A 24,737-nucleotide genomic window follows, 5' to 3' on the forward strand; every position below is an offset into this window, starting at 1 on the left:
GTCACCACCGAGCATGGGATCACCACGAACCGGCGTCGGGGATCTTGTCCGGCGTGTCTCCAACCCGGTGAACGTATGTGGTCAACGCACTAGCCTGATCGGCAACGGTGGCGGCGCGCGTACTCGCTGTTGAGGGGCAGCGGGCGTGGCGCCGCCATTTCACATTCAACCGAGGGGTGAGCATGACGCCGGGGATTCGCCTGCGTGCCGCGTTCGGGGTCGCGGTGCTGTTCATCGCGGCGGGCTGCGGTCAAGCGGTCACGGGTGCGGCGGTTCCCGAGTCGCGGTCCGGTTCCGAGCCGACGGTTGCCGCCGGGCAGGACCGCAACGCCGGGTTCGACGAGTGCGGCCTGGTCGAACCGGCCGAGGTCGCCAAGGCGATCGGCGTGAACGCCATGCACGTCACCGGCCGTTCGGCGATGACCCAGTCCGACGGCAGTCGCCGTGCCGGGTGCGCGTACTTCCCGGAGAACGTGCCGGGCATGCTCGGCCTGGAGATCGGCACGGTGGCCGACACGGATGCCGAGCGGTTCTTCGCGCCGTTCGCGAAGAACTTCCGCAACGTGCAGACGATCCCGAAGCTGGGCGACCGCGCCGAAGCGGTCGCCTACAAGGCGAACGGCACCTCGACCCACTACATCGAGGTCCGGACGCTCTCCGGGAACCGCGGACTGCACCTGTTCTACACCTACACGGACGGCCGCGGCGCGATGCCCAAGGCCGATGGGGCGGCCGCCGCGGTGATCCTCGTGAAAGCCCTCGAACGGTTGCCCGACAAGGTGACGATCCCCGACGGGGCGCCGGAGGGCCGGTGCGCGGACGTCGATCTGGAGCCCGCCGCCGAGGTCGTCGGCGCCAAGCTGGTGATGGCCCGGTCGGTGGTGTCCGAGGGCGGCGGCATGACCTGCCACTTCAGCGGCGGCGGCGGGAAGCTCGAAGTCAGCCTGCTCGCCGACGCGGGGCGGGCGGCGAAGGCGGCCGTCCCGCCGGACCAGATCACCCACGCCGACCTCGCCGACGGCGCCCGGGTGATGGTGACCGAGGCCAACGCGCTGGACGCCCGGGTCAACGTCGGCGACCAGGTCGTGATCATGAACGCGTCCTACGCCGGCGAGGTCGCCGCGCTGCGGCCGGCGGACGTCGAGCTGGTGCGAACCGTCGTGGACGCGATCAGCGACCGGAACTGACGACCACCCGGGCGATCCGCGCCGTGCGGTCACCAGGGGATGGCGCCCTCGTCGTCGAAGAAGCCGCCGCGCGGACCGTCGTCCGGCAGGGTGGCGAGCCGGATCGCGATCGCGGCGCCCTGCTCGGGCGTCCGCGTCCCGCTGAAGCCGGTGAAGTCGGTCGCGACGTAGCCGGGGCAGGCGGCGTTCACGATGACGTTCGTGTCGGCGAGCCGGCGGGCGTACTGGGCCGTGACGCTGTTGAGCATCGACTTCGACGGCGCGTACGCGGCCATGACCGGGCCGGTCCGCAGCGTGAGCGAGCCCATGTTGCTCGACATGTTGACGATGCGGGGCGAGCCCGCGCGGTGCAGCAGCGGGAGCATCGCGTTCGTCACCCGGACCACCCCGAACACGTTCGTGTCCAGGACGGTGCGGAGGACGTCCAGCTCGAGCGTCGTGGGGTCCTGCGCGCCGCGGTCGAATCGGCCGGCGATGCCGGCGTTGTTGACGAGCACGTCGAGCCGTCCCGCCGTCCGCTCGATGGTCGCCGCCGCCGTCGCGACGCTGTCGTCGGAGGTGACGTCGAGGGCGACCCCGAACGCGTCGACGCCGGCGGCACGCAGCCGCTCGACGGCCTCATCGCGCCTGGTCTCGTCACGCGCGCCCACCGCGACCGTGAAGCCGATCGCCCCGAGGCCCTGTGCGATGGCGAGACCGATTCCCTTGTTCGCGCCGGTGACCAGCGCGATCTTCGTGTCGTTCACCCGTCCCATGCTCGGCGCGTCACCCGTCCCGTGTCCAAGATCGATCCGGTAGGCCCTGATACTCGCCGGGTATCACGCGGGTAGGCTTCGCCCGTGCACGACCTCGAGACCCGCGAACTCAGGTACTTCGTCGCCGTCGCCGAGGAACTGCACTTCGGACGTGCCGCCGATCGGCTCGGGATCGCGCAGCCGCCGCTGTCGCGCGCGATCCGCCGGCTGGAGCAGCGGCTCGGCGTCCGGCTCCTCGACCGGGACCGCCGTGGAGCGGCGCTCACCGACGCCGGCAGGGTGATGCTCCGCGAGTCCCGAGCGGCCCTCGACGCGGTCGCGGCCGCCGCGCGTCGGACGCGGCGAGCAGGCGATCCGAAGCGGCCGTTGGTCCTGGTGACGAAGGCCGGGGCGTCCCACGAGCTGCTGCACCGGCTCCTCGACGCGCTCGCCCGCGAACCGGGTGCGGCACCGGTCGACGTCCTCCTGTGCGAGGTCGGCGAGCAGGCGGGGCTGCTGCGCGACGGGAGCGCCGACGTGGCGCTCATGCACCGCCCGTTCGACGACCTCGTCGGGTTCGACACCGAAGACCTCCACGTCGAGGGCCAGATCGCGCTCCTCCCCGCCGGGCACCCGCTCGCGTCGCGCGGTTCACTCACGCTGGCGGACGTCCGCGACGTGCCGGACCTGCCGATCGCGCGCTGGCCCCGGCTCGACGGGTCCTACCCGGACGGTCCCGGACCGGAGGTGCGCACCCAGTCGCAGCTCGCCCAGCTCGTGGCGCTCGGCAAGGCGCTGCTCGTCATCCCCGCCTCCAGCCGCGCCTGGCAGTGGCCCGACCACGTCGCGGTGCCCGTCGTGGACGCGCCGGAGGTCACCACGGTGATCGCCTGGCCGGCGGGCAGCCGCTCACCGGCGATCGCCTCGCTCGTGCGCTCGGCGGCCGGGTTGCGCGGCGCCGCGCCCGCGGGCTGAGAGGTCGTCGCCGCACCACCCGATCGAGTCGCCCGGAGACCCGTTCGGGCGTTGTCCGGCCACTCCCGACGGCACCATCCTGTGTGCCGTCCCGGTCAACCGATCACGTCCGTACGGAGGTTTCGTGCCGGTCAACGACATGCTCAAGGCGAAGATCAACCACGGCTTCACCCACCTGGACGTCGACGGCGACGGGCTGCTCACCGAGCAGGACCACGTCCTGATGGGCAGAAGGGCCGCCGAAGCCCTCGGGCACGCGCCCGACTCGCCGCAGGAGCAGCGCATCGTCGACGCCTACCTGCGGATCTGGCACGACCTGCACCTGCCGTACATCCCGGGCGGCGGCACGGCCATCTCGCGCGAGCAATTCCTCGCCTCCACCGGCTCCCTCGCCGACGACCCGGACGCCGCGCGGGCCGGCGTCGGCGCGGTCGCCGAGGCGTTCCTGGCCATCGCCGACACCGACGTCGACGGCCGGGTGAGCCCAGCCGAGTACCTCGTGTTCCAGCGCGGGCACTTCCCCGGCCTGACCGAAGCCGAAGCCGCCGAGGCGTTCGAGCACCTCGACTCGGACGGCGACGGCTACCTCACCGCCGAGGAGTTCACGCGCGCGTGCGTCGAGTTCTGGTCCAGCTCCGACCCGGATGCGCCGGGCAACTGGTGGATGGGCCGTCCCGTGGCGTGATCCGGCCGCCGGCGGACCGGTCCGGGCTCGGGGACGACCCGACCCGGCCGGTCGCGGTCACCGCACCGCGATGTCCTCCGGGAATCGCGGGTCGATCTCGTAGTGGGTGTCGAACTGGCTGCTGAAACCGGTCACGCGGACCGTCCGGCCCACGACGAGACCGGTGAGGTCGATGCCGGTCGGGGTGTTGACGAAGATCGTCAGCTCGCCGGAACCGTCGTCCACGAAGAACTTGTGTCCGTACGGCAGGTCCGACTCCGGCGCCCGGGTGACCGTGGCGGCCACGCGCACCAGCAGCCCTTCGGTGGCCTCCCCGACCGCGCCCGTGGCCAGCGGCGCCGGACGGACCGAAGGACCCCTGCCGTGCACGCGGACCGCGGCCGGGTCGGCGGGCACGAGGACGAGCAACCCGTAGCTGTCGCGCAGCGTGCCGGTCACCCGCACCTTGTCGCGCGGCGTGACGCCCAGGTCCACCGGGACGCTCACGTAGATCCCCGCGCCGCGGTCCTGGATCGCGAAGCCCCGGTCGAAGAAGCTGGACTCGAACGCGCCCGAGGGCGTGGTGGCCGTGCCGCCGACGGTGACCACCGTCCCCGGGGGCAGGCTCCGCGCGTGGCGGATGGACACCACGTGCCCCGACGCCTCGGCCGGCGCCGCCAGCCCCACCGAGACGAGCACCAGGACCAACACCGAGGTGATACCGCGCGGCACCCGACGCATGCCGAACCCCTTCCGACCGAGCCGTGCCGAGGTGGACCGGCTTCCCGCCACCATCGCGGTTCCGGGCGCCGTCCGCCGGCGGAAGGGCCGATCGGCTACGGGATCCCCAACCCCCGGCGGTCAGGACCCGGCCAGGCGCTCCTCCGCGGCCCGCCACGCCCGAGGATCACCGCTCGGCTCGTACCGGACCAATTCGGTCGAGGACCGCACCACGTCCCGCAGCTCCGGCAGGCCACCGGTGACGACGCCCAGCGCACGGGCCTGGACCAGGGCGTTGCCGTAGGCGGCGGCCTCGACCGGTCCCGCCACGACCGGCAAGCCGCAGGCGTCCGCGGTGAGTCGGCAGAGCAGGCGGTTGCGCGCGCCGCCGCCCACGACGTGCACCACGTCGACCTGCCGTCCCGACAGCTCGGCGGCCTGGCGGACCGCCCGGCGGTGCGCCAGCGCCAGGCTGTCCACCACGCAGCGGACGATCGCGGCGGGCGTCGACGGCGGCGTCTGTCCCGTCCGCGCGCACGCTTCCCGGATGCGGGCGGGCATGTTCCCCGGCGGGATGAACGCCGGGTCGCCCGCGTCGACCACGGCGACCAGGTCCGGCTCGGCCTCCGCCGCGTTCAGCAACCCCGTCAGATCCGGATCACCCCACTCGCGCAGGCACTCCTGCAACAACCACAGGCCCATCACGTTGCGCAGGTAGCGGACCGTGCCGTCGACGCCCAACTCGTTGGAGAAGTTCGCCGCGCGACTGGCCTCGGTGAGCACCGGCGCGTCCAGCTCCACCCCGACCAGCGACCACGTCCCGGTGGCCACGTAGGCGAAGTTCCGCGTCGCGGCCGGCACGCCGACGACCGCCGACGCGGTGTCGTGCGACCCGACGGCCACCACCGGGACCGGTCCGGTCAGGCCGGTCTCCGCCAGGACGTGGTCGTGCAGCGTGCCGACCTCGGTCCCCGGCTCCACCAGCGGCGTGAGGAGCCCGTCGGCGATGTCCAGTCGCGCCGACAGCTCCGCCGACCACGTGCGCGTCCGCGCGTCGAGCAGGCCGGTGGTGGAGGCGTTGGTGACCTCGGTGACGCGGGCGCCGGTGAGCCAGTGCCCGAGCAGGTCGGGGATGAGCAGCAACCGCTCCGCCGCGCCAAGTTGCGGCGTGCCGCGGGCCGCCGCCAACTGGTAGACGGTGTTGAACGGCAGCACCTGGAGCCCGGTGACCCGGTACAGCTCGGCCGCCGGCACCCTGGCGTGCACGGCCTCGGGCACGCCGTCGGTGCGCCGGTCGCGGTAGTGGACCGGGTTGCCCAGCAACGCGCCGGTGGCGTCCAGCAGGCCGTAGTCGACCGCCCACGAGTCGATGCCGACCGCGTCCAGCCGCGGCCCGGCCGCCCGCAGGCCGTCGAGCACACCCCGGTACAGGCTCAGCACGTCCCAGTGCAGCGCGTCGCCGAGCCGCACCGGCCCGTTGGGGAACCGGTGCGCCTCGACGAACGCGGCCCGGCCGGGAGCGATGTCGAAGGCCATCACGCGTCCGCTCGACGCGCCGAGGTCGACCGCCGCGACCCGGACCGCACCCCCGCCCATCAGCGCAGGAAGGCGGCGGCGACGCCGGAGTCGACCGGCACGTGCAGGCCGGTGGTCTGGGACAGGTCGCCGCCGGCGAGCGCGAAGACGGCGGCGGCGACGTGCTCGGGCAGCACCTCGCGGCCCAGCAGCGTGCGCTTGGCGTAGTACGCGCCCAGCTCCTCTTCCTTGACGCCGTACACGGCGGCCCGCTGCGCACCCCAGCCGCCGGCGAAGATGCCCGAACCGCGTACCACGCCGTCGGGGTTGACGCCGTTGACCCGGATGCCGTGCGGCCCCAGCTCGGCGGCCAGCAGCCGCACCTGGTGCGCCTGGTCGGCCTTGGTCGCGCCGTAGGCGACGTTGTTGGGCCCGGCGAACACGCCGTTCTTGCTGGAGATGTAGACGACGTCGCCGCCCATGCCCTGCTCGATCATCACCTTCGCGGCGGCCCGCGACACCAGGAACGACCCGCGCGCCATCACGTCGTGCTGGAGGTCCCAGTCGCGCACGGTCGTCTCCAGCAGCGGCTTGGAGATCGACAGACCGGCGTTGTTCACGACCAGGTCGACACCGCCGAACGCGAGCACCGCCTCGGCGAACGCCCGCTCCACGGCCGCCTCGTCCGACACGTCCGCGGCCACGCCGATCGCCACGTCCGCGTCGCCGATGCCATGGGCGACCGCCGCCGCGCGTTCCGCGTCGAGGTCCGAGACGACCACGCACGCGCCCTCGGCGGCCAACCGCTCGGCGATGGCCTTGCCGATGCCCGACCCCGCGCCGGTCACCAGCGCGACCCTGGTGGCCAGCGGCTTCGGCTTGGGCATCCGGGCCAGCTTGGCCTCTTCCAGGGCCCAGTACTCGATGCGGAACTTCTCCGACTCCGGGATCGGCCGGTAGGTCGACACCGACTCGGCGCCGCGCATCACGTTGATCGCGTTGACGTAGAACTCGCCCGCCACCCGCGCGGTCTGCTTCGTGCGGCCGAACGAGAACATGCCGACGCCGGGCACCAGCACGATCGCCGGGTCCGCACCGCGCATCGCCGGCGAGTCCGGGGCCGCGTGCCGCTCGTAGTAGGCGCGGTAGTCCTCGCGGTACGCGGCGTGCAGCTCCTTGAGCCGCGCGACGATCTCGTCCACGCCCGCCGTGCCGGGCAGGTCGACCACCAGCGGCTTGACCTTGGTGCGCAGGAAGTGGTCCGGGCACGACGTGCCCAGCTCGGCCAGCGGCGCGAGCTTCGCCCGGGACAGGAAGTCCAGCACCACGTCGGAGTCGGTGAAGTGCCCCACCTGCGGCAGGTCGGTCGACGCGAGCCCTCGCACGGTCGGGAAGATCGCCGCCGCCTTGGCCCGCCGCTCGGCCTCGGGCAGCGGCTCGTTGCCCGGAACCACCGCGCCGAACGGCTCCGCGACCCCGTGTTCGGCGAGGAACTCTTCCGCGGTGCGGATGATCTCCAGCGAGTGGGCCTCGCACTCCTCGGACGTGTTACCCCACGCGGTGATCCCGTGCCCGCCCAGGATGCAGCCGATGGCCTGCGGGTTGGCCTCCTTGATCGCCGCGATGTCGAGGCCGAGCTGGAACCCGGGCCGACGCCAGTCCACCCACGCCACCCGGTCGCCGAAGCACTGCTCGGTCAACTTCTCACCGTCGGCCGCGGTGGCGAGTGAGATGCCGGAGTCGGGGTGCAGGTGGTCCACGTGCGGCGCGTCGACCAGGCCGTGCATGGCCGTGTCGATCGACGGCGCGGCGCCGCCCTTGCCGTGCAGGCAGTAGTCGAACGCGGCGACCATCTCGTCCTCGCGGTCCACGCCGGGGTAGACGTCCACGAGCGCGCGCAGCCGGTCCAGGCGCAGCACGGCCAGGCCCGCGGTGGTGAGGGTGCCCAGGTCGCCGCCCGAGCCCTTCACCCACAGCAGTTCGACCGGGTCACCCGTCACCGGGTCGGTGTCGCTGCCCTTCGCGGAGGTGTTGCCGCCCGCGTAGTTGGTGTTGCGCGCATCGGCGCCCAGCCGGTTCGAGCGGGCGACCAGCGCCGCGGCGGTCGTGTTGTCGGTCATCTGCGGGAAGCTCCTCGTGGGCGAGCGGTGGCCAGGGTGGCGAGGGTGTCGGGAGGTCAGACCCAGCCGGCCTGCGTGCCGCCGACGCGCGCGGCGGCGATCTCGGCGGCGTAGCCGGACGCGCGGTAGGCGGCCATCGGGTCGCGGGGGAGGCCCTTGGCCTCGCGGCGGTCGGCCAGCCCCCCGCGCACGTCGGTGTGGAAGGCGTCCATCAGCACGTCGTGCGCGCCGATCACGTCACCGGCGTCCTGGGCGGCGGCGAGCGCCCCGGTGTCGACGAGCAGCGCCTTGGCCAACGCCTGCTCGACGTTGAGGACCGACCGGACCTGGCCCGCGATCTTGTCCTCGATGTTGTGGCACTGGTCGAGCATGAAGTTGACCCCGGACTCGGGCCGGTGGGCGCCGACCGCGACGATCTCGACCATGATCCGGAACAGCTGGAACGGGTCGGCCGACCCCACGATCAGGTCGTCGTCGGCGTAGAAGCGGGAGTTGAAGTCGAACGCGCCGAGTCTGCCCGCCCGCAGCAGCTGCATGACGATGAACTCGATGTTCGTGCCCGGCGCGTGGTGGCCCGTGTCGAGCACGACCTGCGCGCGCTCGCCGAGCGCCTGGCAGTGCAGCAGCGCCGTGCCCCAGTCGGGGATGTCCATCGCGTAGAAGTACGGCTCGAAGAACTTGTACTCCAGCAGCAGCCGCTGGTCGGGCCCCAGCGCGGCGTAGATCTCGGTCAGCGACTCGGCCAGCCGGTCCTGCCGGGCGCGCAGCGAGTCCTGCCCCGGGTAGTTCGTGCCGTCGGGCAGCCACAGCTTCAGGTCGGCCGAGCCGGTCCGCGCCATCACCTCCACGCAGTCGAGGTGGTGCGCGACGGCCTTGGCCCGCACGCGCGGGTCCGAGTGCGTCAGCGAGCCCAGCCGGTAGTCGTCGTCCTGGAAGAGGTTCGAGTTGATCGCGCCGATCCGCACACCGTGCTCCTCGGCGTGGGCGGCCAGCGCGCCGAAGTCCTCGACCCGGTCCCACGGGATGTGCAGCGACACCCGCGGCGCGAGCCCCGTCAGGGCGTGCACGCGGGCGGCGTCCGCGATCTTCTCGAACGGGTCGCGGGGCGTGCCCGGTGTGGTGAACACCTTGAACCTGGTGCCGGAGTTCCCGTACGCCCAGCTCGGCACCTCGACGGTGAAGGCGTCGAGTTCCGACAGCACCTCCTGCAGGGACATCACGCGTTCCTCTCGGCAGCGGGGTCAACCGGTGTGGCGCCGACGGTAGCCGACCTTGGAACGTTTCACAACGGCCCTCACGAGGGTGAAATCGCTCGTCCGGCACACCGTTGTCACCCTGCTAGGCTTCGCCGAGACGCAGCTTCGGAGGACGTTTCATCCCGGACTTGCGTCGATCACGAAGGAGGGTGGGCGGTGTCCGCGCCGAGCATGAAGGATGTCGCCGCGCACGCGGGCGTGGCCGTTGGCACGGTGTCGAACGTGCTCAACCACCCGGAACTGGTCGCCGAGAGCACCCGCAAGCGGGTGCAGGACGCGATCGCCGAGCTGGGCTTCGTGCGCAACGAGTCGGCGCGCCAACTGCGCGGCGGCACCAGCCGCACCCTCGCCTACGTCGTGCTCGACACCCGCAACCCCTTCTTCACCGACGTGGCCGCCGGCGCCCAGCAGGTGGCGGAAGGCGCCGGTCTCGCGATGTTCCTGTGCGACGGCGGTGAGGACCCCACCCGCCAGGCCAGGTACCTCGATCTGCTGGAACAGCAGCGGGTGGAGGGCATCCTCATCACACCGGTCGACGCGGAGGACCCGCGACTGGCCGCGCTGGCCCGTCGGGGGACGCCCGTCGTGGTCGTCGACCGCGGCGCGGGACCGGACCGCTGCTCGGTGTCGGTGGACGACGTGCTCGGCGGCGACCTCGCCGCGTCCCACCTGCTCGACGCCGGGCACCGCCGGATCGCCTTCGTCGGCGGTCCGCGCTCGATCGGCCAGGTGGCCGACCGCCTGACGGGCGCCGAGCGGGCCCTCGCCCGTGCCGCGGCCGAGCCGCTCACCGTGCTGGAGACGGCACGCCTCGACGTAGCCGAGGGCAGGCGGGCGGGTGAGCGGCTGGCCGGCCTGCCCGCGTCCCGGCGTCCGACCGCCGCGTTCTGCGCCAACGACATGCTCGCGCTCGGCCTGCTCCAGCAGGCGGTCCGGCTCGGCCTGCGCGTGCCGCACGACCTGGCGATCGTCGGTTACGACGACATCGAGTTCGCCGCCGCGGCGGCGGTGCCGCTGACCTCGGTCGCCCAGCCGCGCCAGCTCCTCGGCCGCACGGCGGCGGAAATGCTGCTGGCCGAGGCGCGGCACCCGAAGGGGCACGTGCACCAGCAGCGGGTGTTCGAGCCCGAACTGGTGGTGCGCGAGTCCACCAGCATGCGCCGGCTGGACGGCGTCGCCTGATCGCGTGACGGGACCGCCGAGTGCCGTCCCGATGTCTTCCCCGTCCGCCGGCGGTGGCGTCCGGGAGCGTTTCCACAATAGAAGTGGCGCGTGGCCGCGCGGGGAATTGCGCGCATCGTATTGAAACGTACCATCGCCGCCCCTGCACGTTTGAGCGCGATGACGCAACGATGAACAACTCCTCTCTGAGGAGTTGCCGCACCGCCATTGACGATTCCTCTGGACTGCCCCTAGCCTCCCGCATCAGCACCGCATTGAAACATTTCAGTGAAGGAGGTGCCGGATGGGCCGAGAACACGCGACTCCACTGCTGGAGGTGCGGGGTGTCTCCAAGTCGTTCGGCGCTGTGGCGGCCGTCCGCGACGTGTCGTTCCCGCTGCACGGTGGTGAGGCGCACGCGCTGGTCGGGGAGAACGGCGCGGGCAAGTCGACCATCGTGAAGATGCTCGCCGGCGTGCACGAGCCCGACACGGGCGCGATCGTGCTGGACGGCGAGGAGCAGCGGCTGGCCGGACCCGCCGCCGCGCAGGCGGCCGGCATCGCGGTCATCTACCAGGAGCCGACGCTGTTCCCGGACCTCTCGGTCGCGGAGAACATCTTCATGGGCCGCCAGCCGCTGGGCCGGTTCGGGCGCATCGACCGGGCGGCGATGAGGACCGAGGCGGTGCGGCTGTTCGACCGGCTCGGCGTCCGCCTCGACCCCGACCGCCCCGCGCGCGGCCTGTCGATCGCCGACCAGCAGCTGGTCGAGATCGCCAAGGCGCTGTCCCTGCACGCGCGCGTGCTCGTGATGGACGAGCCGACCGCCGCGCTGTCCGGCGTCGAGGTGGAGCGGTTGTTCGCGGTGGCGCGTGCCCTGTGCGGGGAGGGCGCGGCGGTCCTGTTCATCTCGCACCGGTTCGACGAGGTGTTCTCGCTGTGCCAACGGCTCACCGTGATGCGCGACGGCACGTGGGTGTCCACCGATCCGGTCGCCGACCTGACCGTCGACCAGGTCGTGCGGCGGATGGTCGGTCGCGACGTCTCGACGCTGTTCCCCAAGGAGGACGTCGAGCCCGGTGACGTCGTGCTGGAAGTCGGCGGGCTGAGCAGGCAGGGCGTGTTCTCCGACATCGGGTTCTCGGTGCGGGCGGGCGAGATCGTCGCCCTCGCCGGGCTGGTCGGCGCCGGGCGCAGCGAGGTCGTGCGCGCGGTGTTCGGGATCGACCGCTACGACGCGGGCGAGGTCCGGGTCGCGGGCGAGCGGCTGCCCGCCGGAACGCCGGCCGCCGCCGTGGCCGCCGGGATCGCGCTGGTGCCGGAGGACCGCCGCCAGCAGGGCCTGGTCATGGAGATGTCGATCGAGCGCAACGCGACGCTCACCCGCCTGAAGCCGCTGGCCCGCTTCGGCCTGCTCGGCGGCGGACGCGAACGCCGTTCGGCGCGCGAGTGGACGAAGCGGTTGCAGGTCAAGTACGGGCGGTTGGCGGACGCCGTCGGCACCCTGTCCGGCGGCAACCAGCAGAAGGTGGTGCTGGCCAAGTGGCTGGCGACCGGCCCGAAGGTGCTGATCGTCGACGAGCCGACGCGCGGCATCGACATCGGCACGAAGGCCGAGGTCCACCGGCTGCTCTCCCGGCTGGCGGCCGACGGCGTCGCGGTGGTCATGGTGTCGTCCGAGCTGCCGGAGGTGCTGGGGATGGCCGACCGCGTGCTCGTCATGCACGAGGGGCGGATCACCGCCGAGCTGGGCCGCGCCGAGGCGACGGAGGAATCGGTCATGTTCGCGGCCACGGGCCGGACGGAGGCCGCCGCGTGAGCACCGGGCCGACGGCACCCGCCGCGCCGGCGGCGAAGGCGGACGAGGGCAGGACCCGGTTCGTCCGCAAGCTGTGGTTGGCGCGGGAGTTCGGCATCGTCGTGGCGCTCGGGCTGCTCGTGCTCGTGACCGCGGTGGACAACCCCGCGTTCCTGTCGCCGCAGAGCCTGCGCGACCTGGTGCTGGGCGCGGCGATCCTGGTGGTCCTCGCGGTCGGGCAGACCGTGGTGATCATCTCCCGCAACATCGACCTGTCGGTCGGCGCGGTGCTCGGCCTGGTCGCGTTCGCGACCGGCAAGCTGCTCAGCTCCGCGCCGGGCACGCCGACCGCGGTCGCGCTCCTAATCGGCATCGGGCTGGGCGCGGTGTGCGGTGTGGTCAACGGCGTGCTGGTGGCCGCGGCGCGGGTGCCCGCGCTGGTGATCACGCTCGGCACGCTCTACGCGTTCCGCGGCATCGACCACTCGTGGGCCCAGGGCCGGCAGATCAACGCCTCCGACATGCCGCGCTCGTTCCTCGGGCTCGGCACGTGGACCGTGCTCGGCGTCCCCGTGCTCGCCGTCATCGCCGTCGTCGTGATGCTGGCCGTCGGCTTCTACCTGCGGTCCTACCGCAGCGGGCGCGAGCTGTACGCGATCGGCTCGGAGCCCGCCGCCGCACGGCTGTCCGGCATCCCGGTCGGGCGCAGGGTCTTCACCTCCTTCGTCCTCTGCGGCGCGCTCGCCGGTCTCGCCGGTGTGCTGTACGCGGCGCGGTTCGGCACCGTCGACGCCACCGTCGGCACGGGCATCGAGCTCCAGGTCGTCGCCGCGGCCGTGGTCGGCGGCGTGGCGATCTTCGGCGGCAGCGGCAGCGTCTACGGCGCTGCCCTCGGCGCGCTGCTGCTGACCACCATCGGCAGCTCCCTCGCGGTGCTGCGGATCAACCCGTTCTGGCAGCAGGCCGTGGTCGGCGGCCTCATCCTCGCCGCGATCGGACTGGACCGGCTGCTGGCCGTCCGGACGGCGAACCGCTTGCGAGGGAGGTCGTCCCATGGCGCGTGACACGGTGGACGTCGCGGCGTCGCCGGCCGAACCGACCGCGGGCGTGCTGCGTTCCGCGTTGGTCCGGTGGGACAGCACGCTCCTCGTGGTGCTCGCCGCGGTCGTGGTGGTCGCCGGGGTGCTGGTCGAGGGGTTCGCGAGCGGGCGGAACCTCCAGTTCCTCCTGCTGGACGTGATCGCGATCGCGTTGATCGCGCTGCCGTTGACGCTGATCGTCATCACCGGCGAGATCGACCTGTCGGTGGCCAGCACGCTGGGGCTGTGCAGCGCGGTGATGGGCCAGTTGTGGGTGGCGGGTCTGCCACTGGAGCTGGTGGTGGTGCTGGTGATCGGCCTCGGCGCGGTGCTGGGCGCGGTGAACGCGGTGTTCGTGACCAGGTTCGCGCTGCCCTCGCTCGCGGTGACCATCGGCACGCTGGCCGCGTACCGGGGCCTGGCGTTCGTGGTGCTCGGTGACCAGGCGGTGGCGGACTTCCCGTTCCTCTGGACCGACGCGGCGAGCAGCACCGTCGCCGACGGCGCCGTGCCGTGGGCCGCGGTGGTCACGATCGTGCTCGCGGTCGTGTTCGGCGTGGTGCTGCACGCGACCCCGTTCGGCCGGTCCCTCTACGCGATGGGCAACAACGCCGAGGCGGCGACGTTCGCCGGCATCCGCGTCGCCCGCGCGAAGTTCTGGCTGTTCGTCGCCTCCGGCGCGGTGGCGGGCCTCGCCGGGGTGTACTGGACGCTGCGGTTCGCCAGCGCGCGGGCCGACAACGCCGCGGGCCTGGAGCTGGCCGTGGTCGCCGCCGTGCTGCTCGGCGGTGTCTCGATCTTCGGCGGTCGCGGCACGTTGCTCGGCGTGCTGCTGGGCGTGCTGCTGCTCGGGGCCGTCCGCAACGCGCTCCAGTTGGCCGACGTCGCCGCGGACACGCTCAACGTCGTCACCGGCGGACTGCTCATCGCCTCGGTCGTGGTGCCCAACGTCGCCACCATGGCCCGTGCCCGATGGCGACGGCGAAGCCGCACCCCATGACCCCGCAGACCACTCGCGACAACGAAGTCACCGCCGAGAGAGGGAGAACCATGTCCACCCAGCCCAAGCGCACCCTGCGCCTCGGCCTGATCGCCACCACCGTGGCGGTCGCGCTGGTCGGCGCCGCGTGCGGTGGCACCACCCGCGGGTCCGAGGACAACGCCAACCCCACGGGCAACCAGGCCACCGGCCAGGCCGACCCCGACGCGCCGCTGGCCGAAGGGCTCGACGTGGCCTTCCTGCCCAAGCAGATCAACAACCCGTACTTCACCGTCGCCGACGGCGGCGGCAAGAGCGCCACCGAGGAGTTCAAGGGCGCGTACAAGGAGGTCGGCCCCTCGGAGGCCAGCGCCTCGTCCCAGGTCAGCTACATCAACACGCTGTCGCAGCAGCAGACGGATGTCATCGTGACCTCCGCCAACGACCCGAACGCGATCTGCGGCGCGCTCAACAGCGCACGGCAGGCGGGCGCCAAGGTCGTCACCTTCGACTCGGACACCAAGCCCGAGTGCCGGGACGTGTTCGTCAACCAGGCGACCGCCGAGGGCATCGCGCGGAACCAGGTCGAGCTGATCGCCGAGCAGATCGGCGGCGAGGGCAAGATCGCGGTCCTGTCGGCGACGCCGAACGCGACCAACCAGAACGCGTGGATCGAGCTGATGCGCGAGGAGCTGAAGAAGCCCGAGTTCGGCAAGATCGAGCTCGTCACGGTCGCCTACGGCAACGACGAGGACCAGAAGTCGTTCCAGGAGACCCAGGGCCTGCTGCGCTCCTACCCCGACCTGAAGGGCATCGTCTCGCCCACCACGGTCGGTGTCGCGGCGGCGGCGCGCTACCTGTCGGGCTCGGAGTACAAGGGCAAGGTCGCGCTGACCGGCCTCGGCACGCCCAACCAGATGCGCGAGTTCATCAAGGACGGCACGGTCGAGGCGTTCGCCCTGTGGAACCCCGCCGACCTCGGCTACCTCGCCGCCTACGCCGGCGCCGCGCTCGCGTCCGGCCAGATCACCGGCGCGGAGGGGCAGAAGTTCAAGGCGGGCAAGCTCGGCGAGTACACCATCGGCCCGGACGGCGTCATCGTGCTCGGCCCGCCCACCGTGTTCGACCAGGGCAACATCGACCAGTTCGACTTCTGAGCCCGTGGGCGCGCGGGCCTTCCGGTCCGCGCGCCCCGCCGATCTCCTCTGCTTACAGGGTGGGGACGATCTGGGCGATGGTGCCGTCCGCGTTGAACGTCATGCGGTCCACCGTGGTCTCGCGGTTGGTGCCGTTGCCGGCGGGCACGGCGAAGCGGTGGTAGGCGACGTGCCAGGTGTCGCTGCCGGGCGCCTTGACCACGGAGTGGTGACCGGGTCCCTTGATGCCCAGCTCCAAGCGCTTCTGCAGCACGACACCGCGCTTGGTCCACGGGCCGAGCGGTGACGTCCCGGTGGCGTAGGCGACCCGGTAGTCCTCACTGCGGGTGTCGTTCTCCGACCACATGAAGTAGTAGGTGCCGTTGCGCTTGAACACGAACGACGCCTCGCGGTAGCCGCTCGGGGTGATGTCGCGGACCTTGGCCGGGTCGAAGGAGGTCATGTCGGCGTTGAGCGGGACGACGTAGGCGGTCCCGTTGCCCCAGTACAGGTACGACTGCCCGTCGTCGTCGGTGAACACCATGGGGTCGATGGCCTGCCCCGAGTACGCGCCCGCGCGGATCAGCGGCCTGCCGAGGGCGTCGCGGAAGGGACCGGTGGGGGAGTCCGACACCGCCACGCCGAGCTGCTTGCCCGTGTCGCCGGACGCCGCCCCGCCGCTGAAGTACAGGTAGTACCGGCCGTTCTTGGCGATCACGGCGGGCGCCCAGGCGGAGTTGTCGGCCCACGACACGTCCGGCCCGTGGTCGAGGATCACGCCGTGGTCGGTCCAGTTCACCAGGTCGGTGGAGGAGAACGCCTTGTAGTAGGTGCCGGCCCAGCCCGCGTAGCCGTCGGTGGTGGGGTAGAGGTAGTAGCGGCCGTTGAAGTTCGTGATGTGCGGGTCGGCGAAGAGGCCCGGGATGATCGGGCCCTTGGTGGTCTTCGGGCTCCACGGCGCGGTGAGGCGGAACGAGCTGTCCGCGCGGAACTGCGCCGTGTCCTGGAAGGTGTCCAGCCACAACTCGTAGTTGCGGTGCCGAATCCTGCGGTCCGGGTGGCTGAACGACGTCAGCGACACCGAGCCGGCCGTCGACCCGGCCACCGCGCAGAACGTCGCGTCCTCGCGGAAGCGCGCGTCGCCGGTGTTCGCCTCCAGGCGCACCCGCCAGTCGAGGTGCCGCAGGAACGAGCCGTTCTTGGCCTGGAAGGAGTAGCACGACGGCGAGGCCAGGCCGTTGACGACGGTGAACGTCGCGTCCAGCTTGGTCTGCGCCGTGCTGCCCGAGGTCACGGGGTCCAGCCGGCCGAGGTAGTCCTGGTGGCGGACGTAGCGGCCGGGGAAGTTCACCGACTCGAGCGAGCGCGCCCCGGTCGGCAGCACGTCGGCGGACGCCGGTAGCGGCACGGCCATCGTCGTGGCGATGAGGCAGGACAGCACCACGCAGGTGCGTGTTCGACGACGCATGGTCAACTCCCAGTGCCGGAGGTCGGGGATACCCGATCGCGGTGCCGCGCCACGCCGGTCGTGAGCATTCGGTCCTCCACGGTGAGGAGAAGCGGCGCGCGTTAGCGCTAACAGCACGGGGTCGTGAGGCTGGTTGCGGTGCGGATCGGGTCCGTACAGGCGGATGCCTTTGGCTGTGGCGGGGCCGGACAGGTTCGACGACACCTGTCGCGCCAGGGGTGGTGCCGGTGGATGTTTGCGCTAACATCGCGGCCCGGTCCTAGTGTCCGAGCAAGACCATCCGGGTGTCAAGGGCCGCGGGTTCCTCCGGTCACGCCGGCACCGCCCCCGGGGGTCCGCCGGCACGACGACCGCCCCGGGGCCCGCCGCTTCTCCGTGCAGGTGGCCGCCGCCGAAGCGGTGGACGTGGAAGCGCTCAGGTGGACGTGCATCGGGTTCCCACATCTGCGGCTGGCCCTCGCCCGCCGTGCCGGGCGGCACCAGCCCGATGAAGACGTGGTCGTGGTGGTCGGGGACCGTGGTGCCGTGGTGCAGCCGCACGTAGGAGGTCGACAGCTTCGCCGGCAACCGGAAGCGGTCGTGCCGGTCGCGGTCCTCCACCCGGAACTGCATGACGGACGGCTCCGAGGCCGCCGTCGGGTGGACGTTGGTCAGCCGCACCCGCCTGCCGCGCGGCCGCGAGAAGTCGACCAGCAGGTCGGCGCGCTCGGCCGGGGCGAACACCAGTCCGTCCGGCAGCGCGGAGGCAGCGGCCGCCGTCCGTGCCGATCTGGCGCACGGCGTCGTCCAGCGCGGCTTGGCCCGCCGGCGTGGTCCGGTAGGGCGCCATTGCCCCCCGGCAATGGATCGCGCGGCTCACCCGCCCCGAAGGGCGGGTGGCGCGCTATCCCCCTGCGCGGGTGGTCCGGCTCCCCAACCGGGAACCACCCGACACCAGAGAAGAGCGGCGCGGAGGGCGTGGGATACACCCGGCCGGAAATTCACCGGGCGGACTCGGTGGCGCGCACCCGCTTGCGGCCCGGCGTCCACCAGGTGAGGTCGCCGAGCATCGCCATCGTGGCCGGGACGAGCAGGCAGCGGACGACGGTCGCGTCCACGGCGATCGCGACCGCCATGCCGACGCCGAACATCTTGATCGTCGGGTCGTCGTTGGGCACGAACGCGAGGAAGACGCCGACCATGATCGCCGCCGCCGCGGTGATCACGCCGCCGGTGCCGACCAGGCCCTCGCGGACCGATCGCCGGTTGTCGCCGGTCAGCCGGAAGCGCCGCTGGACGTCGCTGAGCAGAAACACCTCGTAGTCCATCGACAGGCCGAACAGCAGGGCGAAGAGCATGAGCGGCACGAAGCTCGGGATGGGTACCGGGCCGGACAGCCCGATCCACGTCACGCCCCACCCCCAGGTGAACACCGCCGTCAGGACGCCGTAGGCCGCGCCGATGGAGATCAGGTCCATCACGGCGGCTTTGAGGGCGAGCAGCGGAGCCCGGAAGGCGAGCAGCAGGACCGCGACCGACAGCAGCAGCACGACCCCGATGACCAGCGGCAGCTTGTCGGTGACCCGTTCGGCGAGATCCGCCCGCGCGGCGACGCCGCCGCCGACGTGCACGGTCATGCCCGACACGGACTGGCTCCGCAGGCGGTGCACGAGGTCCGCCGTCGCCGGGTCGCCGCCCGACGTCGACGGGATCACCTGGACCGTGACGACCCGTCCGTCCGCGGACGGCGTCGCCGGACCGGTGGATGCCACCCCGGGCTGGGTCCGCACCATCGCCACGAGTTCGGCCAGGCGGGCGTCCCCGGCGTCGACGACCGGCGTCCGCAGCAGGCCGAGCACGGTGAGCGGCGTGCCCGTGCCCGGCCCGAAGGCCGCCGAGATGGCGTCGTTCGCCTGGCGGACGGCGGTGGACGTCGGCGAGGACCCGGCGTCCAACTGGCCGAGGCGCAGGTCGGTCGCCGGCGCGGCGAGCAGGGCCAGCAGCACGAGCGCGGACCCACCGGCCGGCCAGGGCCGGCGGGTGACCCGGTCGGCCAGGCGTGGCCAGCGACCACCGGTGCCGGTGCGGTGAAGCAGCCGGTGGTGCAGCTTCCCGCCGCGGGCGAGCCGGCGTCCGGCCAGCGACGTCAGCGCGGGGAGCAGGGTGAGCGCGGCGAGCACGGCGAACAGGACCGCGATCCCGCACGTCCAGGCGAGCGTGCGCAGCAGCGGCACGTCGGTCAGGACGAGTCCCGCGAGCGCGAGGGCGACCGTCACACCGGCGACGACCACCGCCGTGCCCGAGTCGGCGGCGGCGCGTTCGACGGCCTCCGGCACCGTGAGGCCCGACCGCGTCAGCACGCGGAAGCGGTTGAGCAGGAACAGCGAGTAGTCGATGCCCACGCCGAGGCCGACCATGAGCGCCAGGGTCGTCGCCACCGCCGGCATCGAGGTCAGGTTCCCGGCGAGCCCCACGACCTCCAGCGTCACGAGCACCGAGAGCGCCGAGGTCAGCAGCGGCAGCGCCGCGCCGACGAGGCCGCCGAGCGCGAGGAAGAGGATGACGGCGGCCAGGGCCAGGCCGAAGTACTCGTCGCCGGTGCTGCCCGAGCCGTCGAGGACCTGGGCGAGCGCCCCGCCGGGCAGCACCCGCAGGCCGGCGTCGGCGGCGGGCCGGGCGGCGTCCGCGACGACGTGTGCCACGGGCTTGGTGAGCTCTGCCCGGCGGACGTCGAGGCCGACCGTGAACCAGCCGGTCCGTCCGTCCGCGGACAGCGAGCCGTCCCGCGTCGAGGGTGGTTTCACCGTCGTCACGTGCTCGGCTCGGCGCAGGGAGGCCGCCGTGTCCGCCAGCACGCCGGAGCGGACCTCGTCGTCCAGCCGTCCGTCCTGGGCCACCAGGATCACGGTGCCGGAGGTGAGCGGGGCCTCCGGTGACGCGGTCAGGTCCCGCACGAGCTGGGCGTCGGTGCCCGGCAGGCTCACGTCGTTGTCCGTCGGTGTGCCGATCACCCGTGCGGCGACCACCAGCGTCAGCACCAGCAGCACCCACGCGCCGATCACGACGAACCGGTGCCGTGCGCACACCCGGCTCAGCACCGCGACGGCCCGGGCGGCCCGGCCGTCGGGAGGTGCAGCACTCATCGGTCCCCCAGTGTCACCACGGCAGCGTTCGAAGATCAGTGATCTTCCACCGCCGCGCGTGAAGCCGGTGTGGCGCAACCGGGCCTGCTCCGCGGGTCCTCGGCACGGTGCTCCTGCGCGACTTGTCGCCCTGCTCAGAGGATCGGGAGCTCAGTCGGACGGGCCTCGGTCCGGCGAAGTGGAGGCCAGGCGGGTGAGCAGTTCGGTCAGCAGCAGCCCTTCGCCCGGTGACAGGGGAGGGTCGCGGTGCGCGCCCAGGGTCGCCAGCAGTGCCCGTGCCGTGTCGGGCAGGGCCGCGGTCCCTTGTCCGGCCGGGTGTTCCGGCTTGACGACGGCGGCGAACACGGCGTCACGGACTCGGTGGGACAGGTCGGCGTGGGCCGGTGCGTCCGGGTCGGCGACGAGCGTCAACGTCGTGCCGACGCACGCGGAGTGGATGGTGGGCACGGCTTCCTCGGGCGTGACCAGCAGCCGACCCCGTTCGGCGAGGCGGACCAGCATGCCGTGCAGCACCCGCAACCCCTCCCGTGCCGAGGGGTGCTCGCGCGACCTGGTGCCGCCGTACATCAGCACGTAGAACGCCGGGTTCGTCAGGCCGAACCGGACGTGGCCGTCCCAGCCGGCCCTCAGGTCGTCGAACGGGTCCTCGGACGGCCCGCGGCCGTGCTTCTCGGCCAGGTAGCGGGCGAAGCCCTCCGCCGCGACCGCTTCGAGCAGCCCTCGCTTGTCGCTGAAGTGGTGGTACAGCGTCGGCGCGGTGATCCCGGCGGCCTGGCACACGTCGCGGACGGACACGGTCTCGATGTCGACGTCCCGGAGCAGGTTCGCGGTCACGTCGAGGATGTGCTGTCGCGTCGATCCGACCATGTAACGATGCTATAGGCCAGGGGTTGTCATCGTTACACCGGGACCGGTATACCTGACTCTGTTACATAAAGCGCTATAGCGCGGTTATATCCCGAGTCGAGGAGGATGCGGTGCCGGAGCCATCTCGCCCCGCACGGGCGCACACACGTCGAACGGTGCTGAAGTCCACCGCGGTCACGGCGGCGAGCACCGCGTTCCGGCCGGCCGTGGCGCACGCCGAGGCCGGCGCGCCGAGCGCGATCGCGCCGGGGGAGAGCGCGGAGATCACCCTGTCGGTCAACGGTCGCGACCAGGTCCTGACCGTGGAGCCGAGGGTGACGCTGCTGGACGCGTTACGCGAGCGGTTGGGGCTGACCGGCACGAAGAAGGGGTGCGACCGGGGCGAGTGCGGCGCCTGCACGGTCCTGGTCGACGGCGAGCGGGTCAAGGCGTGCCTGACGTTGGCGGTGATGAGGCAGGGCAGCGACATCACCACGGTCGAAGGACTGGCCGACGGCGATCGGCTGCACCCGGTCCAGGAGGCGTTCATCCGCCACGACGCCTTCCAGTGCGGTGCGTGCACGTCCGGTCAGGTCATGTCCGCCGTCGCGTGCATCCGGGAGGGGCACGCCGGGTCGGCGGCGGAGATCCGCGAGTGGATGAGCGGCAACCTCTGCCGCTGCGCCTGCTACCAGAACATCGTGGCGGCGGTCGCCGACGCGGCTCGGGAGGTACGCCGATGAGGGCGTTCGGCTACATCCCGGTCCGGGAACCGGAGGAGGCGGTGCGCGTGGCGCGGCAGACGCCAGGCGCCGCGTTCATCGCGGGCGGCACGGACCTGCTGAACCTCATGAGGGACGGCGCCCAGCGGCACGAGCACCTCGTCGACATCAGCAGGCTCGACCTGGCGTCGGTCACCGCCTCGGCGAGCGGCCTGCGCGTCGGCGGTCTCGCGCGGATGCGGCAGGTGGCCGAACACCGGTCGGTCCGCGAGAGCTTCCCCGTGCTGGCCGAGGCGCTGGAGGCGTCCGCGTCACCGCAGGTGCGCAACATGGCCACGATCGGGGGGAACCTGCTGCAACGCACGCGGTGCGGTTACTTCCGGGACGCGGCCTCGGCGTGCAACAAGCGCGTGCCGGGCAGCGGGTGCCCCGCGCTGGAGGGCTGGAACCGCGGCCACGCGGTGCTCGGCGGCAGCGAGCACTGCATCGCCACCCACCCCTCGGACCTCGCGGTCGCCCTGCTCGCCCTCGACGCGGTGGTGCACCTGCTCGGGCCGGACGGTCCGCGACAGGTCCCGGTGGGCGGGCTCCACCTCCGGCCGGGGCGGGCGCCGCACGTCGACACGGTGCTGCGGCCCGCGGAGCTGATCACCGCGATCGAGGTGCCGCGGGGCACGGCGGCGGTCCGGTCGCGCTACCTGAAGCTGCGTGACCGCGCCACGTTCGAGTTCGCCGTCGTCTCGATCGCGGCCGTCCTGGAGCTGCGCGGCGGCAGGGTGCGTGACGTGCGGCTGGCGTTCGGGGGGATCGCGACGACCCCGTGGCGTTCGCCGGAGGCCGAGGCGGTCCTGCGCGGCGCGCCGTTGACGGTGGACGCGATCGAGCGGGCCGGGCGCGCGCTCGTGCGCGACGCCGTGCCGCGACCGCACAACGGGTTCAAGGTCGAGCTGGTGCAACGCGCGCTGGTCGAACTGCTCAGCGGTTTGGGAGGTCTGCGGTGAACGACGGACTGGTGGGACGTCCGGTGGCGCGCGTCGACGGCCGCGCGAAGGTCACCGGCGCCGCCCGGTACCCGGCGGACGACCCGGTGCCCGGTGCGCTGCACGGGTTCCTGGTGACCAGCGCGGTGGCACGCGGCGAAGTGGTGCGCGTCGACGCGTCGCAGGCCTTGGCGCACCCCGGCGTGGTCGCGGTGTACACGCACGCCGACCTGCCTCGCCTGACCGTGCCGACGTTCCCGTACATCAAGGGGTTCATCCCCTTGCAGGGCACCGCGGTGCACCACGCGGGCCAACCCGTGGCGATCGTCCTGGCCACGACCGTCGAGCAGGCGCGGGAAGCCGCGAACCTGGTGCGCGTCGACTACCGCGCCGAACCGCCGACGGCGTCGATGGACGACGCGACCGAGCCGCCCCACCTGCCGCTCCCGTTCCGGGGTCGGCCCAACGAGATCACCCGCGGCGACGCGGCGGCGGCGTTGGAGGCGGCGGAGGTCCGGCTGGAGGCCCGCTACTCCAGCCCGACGCGCCACCACAACCCGATCGAGCCGCACGCCACCACGGCGCAGTGGGACGGCGACCGCCTGACGGTGCACGAGACCGCCCAGGGGGTCAACCTCACCAGGTCGGTCCTGTCCACCGCGTTCGGCCTGCCACCGGACCGCATCCGGGTGCTGGCGCCGTTCCTGGGCGGTGGTTTCGGCGCGAAGGGACCGGTCTGGCCGCACACCATCCTCACCGTCGCGGCGGCGTGGCTGGCGCGGCGCCCGGTCCGCCTGGTGCTCACCCGCGCCCAGATGTTCACCCTGACCGGCCACCGGGCCGAGTTCCGCCAGCACCTGCGGATCGGCGCCACCCGCCAGGGCAAGCTCACCGCCCTGGTCGAGACGACCGCCGCGCAGCTGACCCGCACCGAGGAGTCGATCTTCAACGAGAGCGACTCGACCAGCACCCTCTACGACTGCCCGGACGTCCACATCAGACAGGAAGGCGTGCCGCTCGACCTCGCCTCGTCCAGCTACATGCGCTCACCCGAGACCACCGCCCACTTCGGCCTGGAGACCGCCCTGGACGAGCTCGCCTGGCAGGTGGGCGTGGACCCGGTGGAGCTGCGGCGGCGCAACCACACCGCGGTCGACCAGGAGACCGGCTCGCCGATCGCGGGCAAGCGCCTGCTCGACTGCTACCGGATCGCGGCCGAGGCGTTCGGCTGGTCCCGGCGCGCACCACGGCCAGGCGCCACCAGGGACGGCGACGAGCACGTCGGCTGGGGCATGGCCACCGAAGCGCACACCTTCGCCGCCGCACCGGCCGACCCGCCCGTCACCGCCTCGGTCACGATCGGCGCCGACGGCCGGGCGGTGGTGCGCATCGCCACCCAGGACATCGGCACCGGCACGTACACGGTGATCGGTCAGGTCGTCGCCGACGCCCTGGGCGTGCCGCTGGACGCCGTCACCGCCGTCATCGGCGACACCGCGCTGCCGTACGCGGGTGTGTCGGCGGGCTCGGCGACCATCGCGAGCGTCACCGGACCGGTGGACCGCGCCGCCCGTGCCGCGCGGGACGCGGTGGTGGCCCTGGCGGTGGCCGACCCGCGATCCCCGCTGGCCGGTGTCCCGGCGGGCGAGGTGGTGACCGCGCACGGCCACCTGTTCCACGTGCGCGACCGCGCGCGGCGCGACAGCTACCGCGCCGTCGTCGGCAGGCACGGCGAACCGGTGGAGACGACGGGCAGGCTGCAGAACACTCCGGGCCACTCCTACGGCGCGGTCTTCGTCGAAGTGCGGGTGCACGCCAGGCTGGGTTCGGTGCGCGTCACCCGCGTGGTGACCGCGCACGACATGGGCCGGGTGATGAACCGACGCACCGCCCGCGGCCAGGTGCTCGGCGGCGTGACGTGGGGCATCGGGCACGCGCTGATGGAGCACACCGCCTACGACCGGCGCACCGCCCGGGTGGTCAACCCGAACCTGTCCGGGTACCTCGTGCCCGTGTGCGCGGACGCCCCGGCCGTGGAGAGCCACTTCGTCGACCACCCCGACCCCGGCAGCACCGCCCTGGGCGCACGCGGCTTCGGCGAGACCCCGATCACCGGCGTGCCCGCCGCCATCGGCAACGCCGTCTACCACGCCACCGGCCGACGGGTGCGGGACCTGCCGATCACGCGGGACAAGCTGCTGTAGAGGAGGCCGCGGCGCTGGAACGGGTCGAGAACCTGACGGCGTGGCGAAGGGGCGGACGCCGCTTCGCGGTC

At 72.7% G+C, this 24,737-nt stretch carries 20 protein-coding genes; 11 read left to right on the forward strand and 9 right to left on the reverse strand.

Features of this window, described 5'->3' with window-relative positions:
- The first annotated feature begins 182 nt into the window (after positions 1-182).
- Positions 183-1,187 (forward strand): hypothetical protein, encoded by a 1,005-nt coding sequence (locus tag AB0H12_RS42715; RefSeq protein ID WP_499631710.1) that lies wholly within the window; start codon positions 183-185, stop codon positions 1,185-1,187.
- A gap of 29 nt (positions 1,188-1,216) precedes the next feature.
- On the opposite strand, the gene AB0H12_RS42720 is transcribed toward AB0H12_RS42715, so the two are convergent.
- The gene (locus AB0H12_RS42720) at positions 1,217-1,942 is read right to left on the reverse strand and encodes an SDR family oxidoreductase (protein ID WP_499631713.1); all 726 of its coding nucleotides are present in this window, start codon (positions 1,940-1,942) and stop codon (positions 1,217-1,219) included.
- Positions 1,943-2,026: 84 nt separating this feature from the next.
- On the opposite strand from AB0H12_RS42720, the gene AB0H12_RS42725 reads away from it, so the two are divergent.
- Positions 2,027-2,896 carry a LysR family transcriptional regulator gene (locus AB0H12_RS42725; protein ID WP_499631716.1) on the forward strand — a complete coding sequence of 290 codons (870 nt, stop codon included), beginning with the start codon at positions 2,027-2,029 and terminating at the stop codon, positions 2,894-2,896.
- 124 nt (positions 2,897-3,020) lie between these two features.
- On the forward strand, positions 3,021-3,581 hold the full coding sequence (locus AB0H12_RS42730) for an EF-hand domain-containing protein (protein ID WP_499631719.1): 561 nt from the start codon (positions 3,021-3,023) through the stop codon (positions 3,579-3,581).
- Between the two features lie 57 nt (positions 3,582-3,638).
- Here AB0H12_RS42730 and AB0H12_RS42735 read toward each other — a convergent pair whose 3' ends face one another.
- From AB0H12_RS42735 to rhaI, 4 genes are all read right to left on the reverse strand, one after another.
- Positions 3,639-4,301 (reverse strand): hypothetical protein, encoded by a 663-nt coding sequence (locus AB0H12_RS42735; protein ID WP_499631722.1) that lies wholly within the window; start codon positions 4,299-4,301, stop codon positions 3,639-3,641.
- A gap of 120 nt (positions 4,302-4,421) precedes the next feature.
- A complete protein-coding gene (locus AB0H12_RS42740; RefSeq protein ID WP_499631725.1) occupies positions 4,422-5,876 on the reverse strand; it encodes a rhamnulokinase in 1,455 nt (484 codons plus the stop codon).
- Positions 5,876-7,915 carry a bifunctional aldolase/short-chain dehydrogenase gene (locus AB0H12_RS42745; RefSeq protein ID WP_499631727.1) on the reverse strand — a complete coding sequence of 680 codons (2,040 nt, stop codon included), beginning with the start codon at positions 7,913-7,915 and terminating at the stop codon, positions 5,876-5,878. The genes AB0H12_RS42740 and AB0H12_RS42745 overlap by 1 nt, the downstream gene beginning before the upstream one ends.
- A 56-nt stretch (positions 7,916-7,971) precedes the next feature.
- On the reverse strand, positions 7,972-9,132 hold the full coding sequence (gene rhaI, locus AB0H12_RS42750; protein WP_499631730.1) for an L-rhamnose isomerase: 1,161 nt from the start codon (positions 9,130-9,132) through the stop codon (positions 7,972-7,974).
- Positions 9,133-9,342: 210 nt separating this feature from the next.
- On the opposite strand from rhaI, the gene AB0H12_RS42755 reads away from it, so the two are divergent.
- The 5 genes from AB0H12_RS42755 to rhaS all read left to right on the forward strand — a co-directional run bounded on the left by AB0H12_RS42755 (position 9,343) and on the right by rhaS (position 15,345).
- On the forward strand, positions 9,343-10,353 hold the full coding sequence (locus tag AB0H12_RS42755; protein WP_499631789.1) for a LacI family DNA-binding transcriptional regulator: 1,011 nt from the start codon (positions 9,343-9,345) through the stop codon (positions 10,351-10,353).
- A 283-nt stretch (positions 10,354-10,636) separates the two neighbouring features.
- A complete protein-coding gene (locus tag AB0H12_RS42760) occupies positions 10,637-12,151 on the forward strand; it encodes a sugar ABC transporter ATP-binding protein (protein ID WP_499631733.1) in 1,515 nt (504 codons plus the stop codon).
- Positions 12,148-13,194 (forward strand): ABC transporter permease, encoded by a 1,047-nt coding sequence (locus AB0H12_RS42765; protein ID WP_499631736.1) that lies wholly within the window; start codon positions 12,148-12,150, stop codon positions 13,192-13,194. The genes AB0H12_RS42760 and AB0H12_RS42765 overlap by 4 nt, the downstream gene beginning before the upstream one ends.
- Positions 13,184-14,209: an ABC transporter permease gene (locus tag AB0H12_RS42770; RefSeq protein ID WP_499631738.1), complete on the forward strand. Its 1,026-nt coding sequence runs from the start codon at positions 13,184-13,186 to the stop codon at positions 14,207-14,209. Before AB0H12_RS42765 ends, AB0H12_RS42770 begins: the two co-directional genes overlap by 11 nt.
- A 50-nt stretch (positions 14,210-14,259) precedes the next feature.
- Positions 14,260-15,345, forward strand: coding sequence for a rhamnose ABC transporter substrate-binding protein (rhaS, locus tag AB0H12_RS42775; protein ID WP_499631741.1), 1,086 nt, complete (start codon positions 14,260-14,262; stop codon positions 15,343-15,345).
- A gap of 52 nt (positions 15,346-15,397) precedes the next feature.
- On the opposite strand, the gene AB0H12_RS42780 is transcribed toward rhaS, so the two are convergent.
- From AB0H12_RS42780 to AB0H12_RS42795, 4 genes are all read right to left on the reverse strand, one after another.
- Positions 15,398-16,792, reverse strand: coding sequence for a family 43 glycosylhydrolase (locus AB0H12_RS42780; RefSeq protein WP_499631744.1), 1,395 nt, complete (start codon positions 16,790-16,792; stop codon positions 15,398-15,400).
- 240 nt (positions 16,793-17,032) lie between these two features.
- On the reverse strand, positions 17,033-17,515 hold the full coding sequence (locus AB0H12_RS42785) for a hypothetical protein (RefSeq protein ID WP_499631747.1): 483 nt from the start codon (positions 17,513-17,515) through the stop codon (positions 17,033-17,035).
- Positions 17,516-17,772: 257 nt separating this feature from the next.
- Positions 17,773-19,914 (reverse strand): MMPL family transporter, encoded by a 2,142-nt coding sequence (locus AB0H12_RS42790; protein ID WP_499631750.1) that lies wholly within the window; start codon positions 19,912-19,914, stop codon positions 17,773-17,775.
- Between the two features lie 150 nt (positions 19,915-20,064).
- Positions 20,065-20,781: a TetR/AcrR family transcriptional regulator gene (locus AB0H12_RS42795; protein WP_499631753.1), complete on the reverse strand. Its 717-nt coding sequence runs from the start codon at positions 20,779-20,781 to the stop codon at positions 20,065-20,067.
- Between the two features lie 155 nt (positions 20,782-20,936).
- Between AB0H12_RS42795 and AB0H12_RS42800 the strand changes: the two genes are divergently transcribed.
- Genes AB0H12_RS42800 through AB0H12_RS42810 form a run of 3 tightly spaced genes read left to right on the forward strand, consistent with a single transcriptional unit; the run spans position 20,937 to position 24,666 of the window.
- Entirely contained in the window at positions 20,937-21,503 is a 567-nt protein-coding gene (locus AB0H12_RS42800; protein WP_499631755.1) for a (2Fe-2S)-binding protein, read from the forward strand.
- A complete protein-coding gene (locus AB0H12_RS42805; RefSeq protein ID WP_499631758.1) occupies positions 21,500-22,483 on the forward strand; it encodes an FAD binding domain-containing protein in 984 nt (327 codons plus the stop codon). Before AB0H12_RS42800 ends, AB0H12_RS42805 begins: the two co-directional genes overlap by 4 nt.
- On the forward strand, positions 22,480-24,666 hold the full coding sequence (locus tag AB0H12_RS42810) for a xanthine dehydrogenase family protein molybdopterin-binding subunit (protein ID WP_499631760.1): 2,187 nt from the start codon (positions 22,480-22,482) through the stop codon (positions 24,664-24,666). Before AB0H12_RS42805 ends, AB0H12_RS42810 begins: the two co-directional genes overlap by 4 nt.
- Positions 24,667-24,737 lie beyond the last annotated feature (71 nt).

The sequence above is a fragment of the Actinosynnema sp. NPDC023794 genome (genome assembly GCF_040639675.1).
Classification (GTDB): domain Bacteria; phylum Actinomycetota; class Actinomycetes; order Mycobacteriales; family Pseudonocardiaceae; genus Actinosynnema; species Actinosynnema luteola.

What these genes read in the sequence shown, in the direction of transcription:
- AB0H12_RS42715 (WP_499631710.1), top strand. Translation starts at nt 183, where the DNA reads ATGACGCCGGGGATTCGCCTGCGTGCCGCGTTCGGGGTCGCGGTGCTG.
- AB0H12_RS42720 (WP_499631713.1), bottom strand. Translation starts at nt 1,942, where the DNA reads ATGGGACGGGTGAACGACACGAAGATCGCGCTGGTCACCGGCGCGAAC.
- AB0H12_RS42735 (WP_499631722.1), bottom strand. Translation starts at nt 4,301, where the DNA reads ATGCGTCGGGTGCCGCGCGGTATCACCTCGGTGTTGGTCCTGGTGCTC.
- AB0H12_RS42740 (WP_499631725.1), bottom strand. Translation starts at nt 5,876, where the DNA reads ATGGGCGGGGGTGCGGTCCGGGTCGCGGCGGTCGACCTCGGCGCGTCG.
- AB0H12_RS42745 (WP_499631727.1), bottom strand. Translation starts at nt 7,915, where the DNA reads ATGACCGACAACACGACCGCCGCGGCGCTGGTCGCCCGCTCGAACCGG.
- rhaI (WP_499631730.1), bottom strand. Translation starts at nt 9,132, where the DNA reads ATGTCCCTGCAGGAGGTGCTGTCGGAACTCGACGCCTTCACCGTCGAG.
- AB0H12_RS42755 (WP_499631789.1), top strand. Translation starts at nt 9,343, where the DNA reads ATGAAGGATGTCGCCGCGCACGCGGGCGTGGCCGTTGGCACGGTGTCG.
- AB0H12_RS42760 (WP_499631733.1), top strand. Translation starts at nt 10,637, where the DNA reads ATGGGCCGAGAACACGCGACTCCACTGCTGGAGGTGCGGGGTGTCTCC.
- AB0H12_RS42770 (WP_499631738.1), top strand. Translation starts at nt 13,184, where the DNA reads ATGGCGCGTGACACGGTGGACGTCGCGGCGTCGCCGGCCGAACCGACC.
- rhaS (WP_499631741.1), top strand. Translation starts at nt 14,260, where the DNA reads ATGTCCACCCAGCCCAAGCGCACCCTGCGCCTCGGCCTGATCGCCACC.
- AB0H12_RS42780 (WP_499631744.1), bottom strand. Translation starts at nt 16,792, where the DNA reads ATGCGTCGTCGAACACGCACCTGCGTGGTGCTGTCCTGCCTCATCGCC.
- AB0H12_RS42790 (WP_499631750.1), bottom strand. Translation starts at nt 19,914, where the DNA reads ATGAGTGCTGCACCTCCCGACGGCCGGGCCGCCCGGGCCGTCGCGGTG.
- AB0H12_RS42795 (WP_499631753.1), bottom strand. Translation starts at nt 20,781, where the DNA reads ATGGTCGGATCGACGCGACAGCACATCCTCGACGTGACCGCGAACCTG.
- AB0H12_RS42805 (WP_499631758.1), top strand. Translation starts at nt 21,500, where the DNA reads ATGAGGGCGTTCGGCTACATCCCGGTCCGGGAACCGGAGGAGGCGGTG.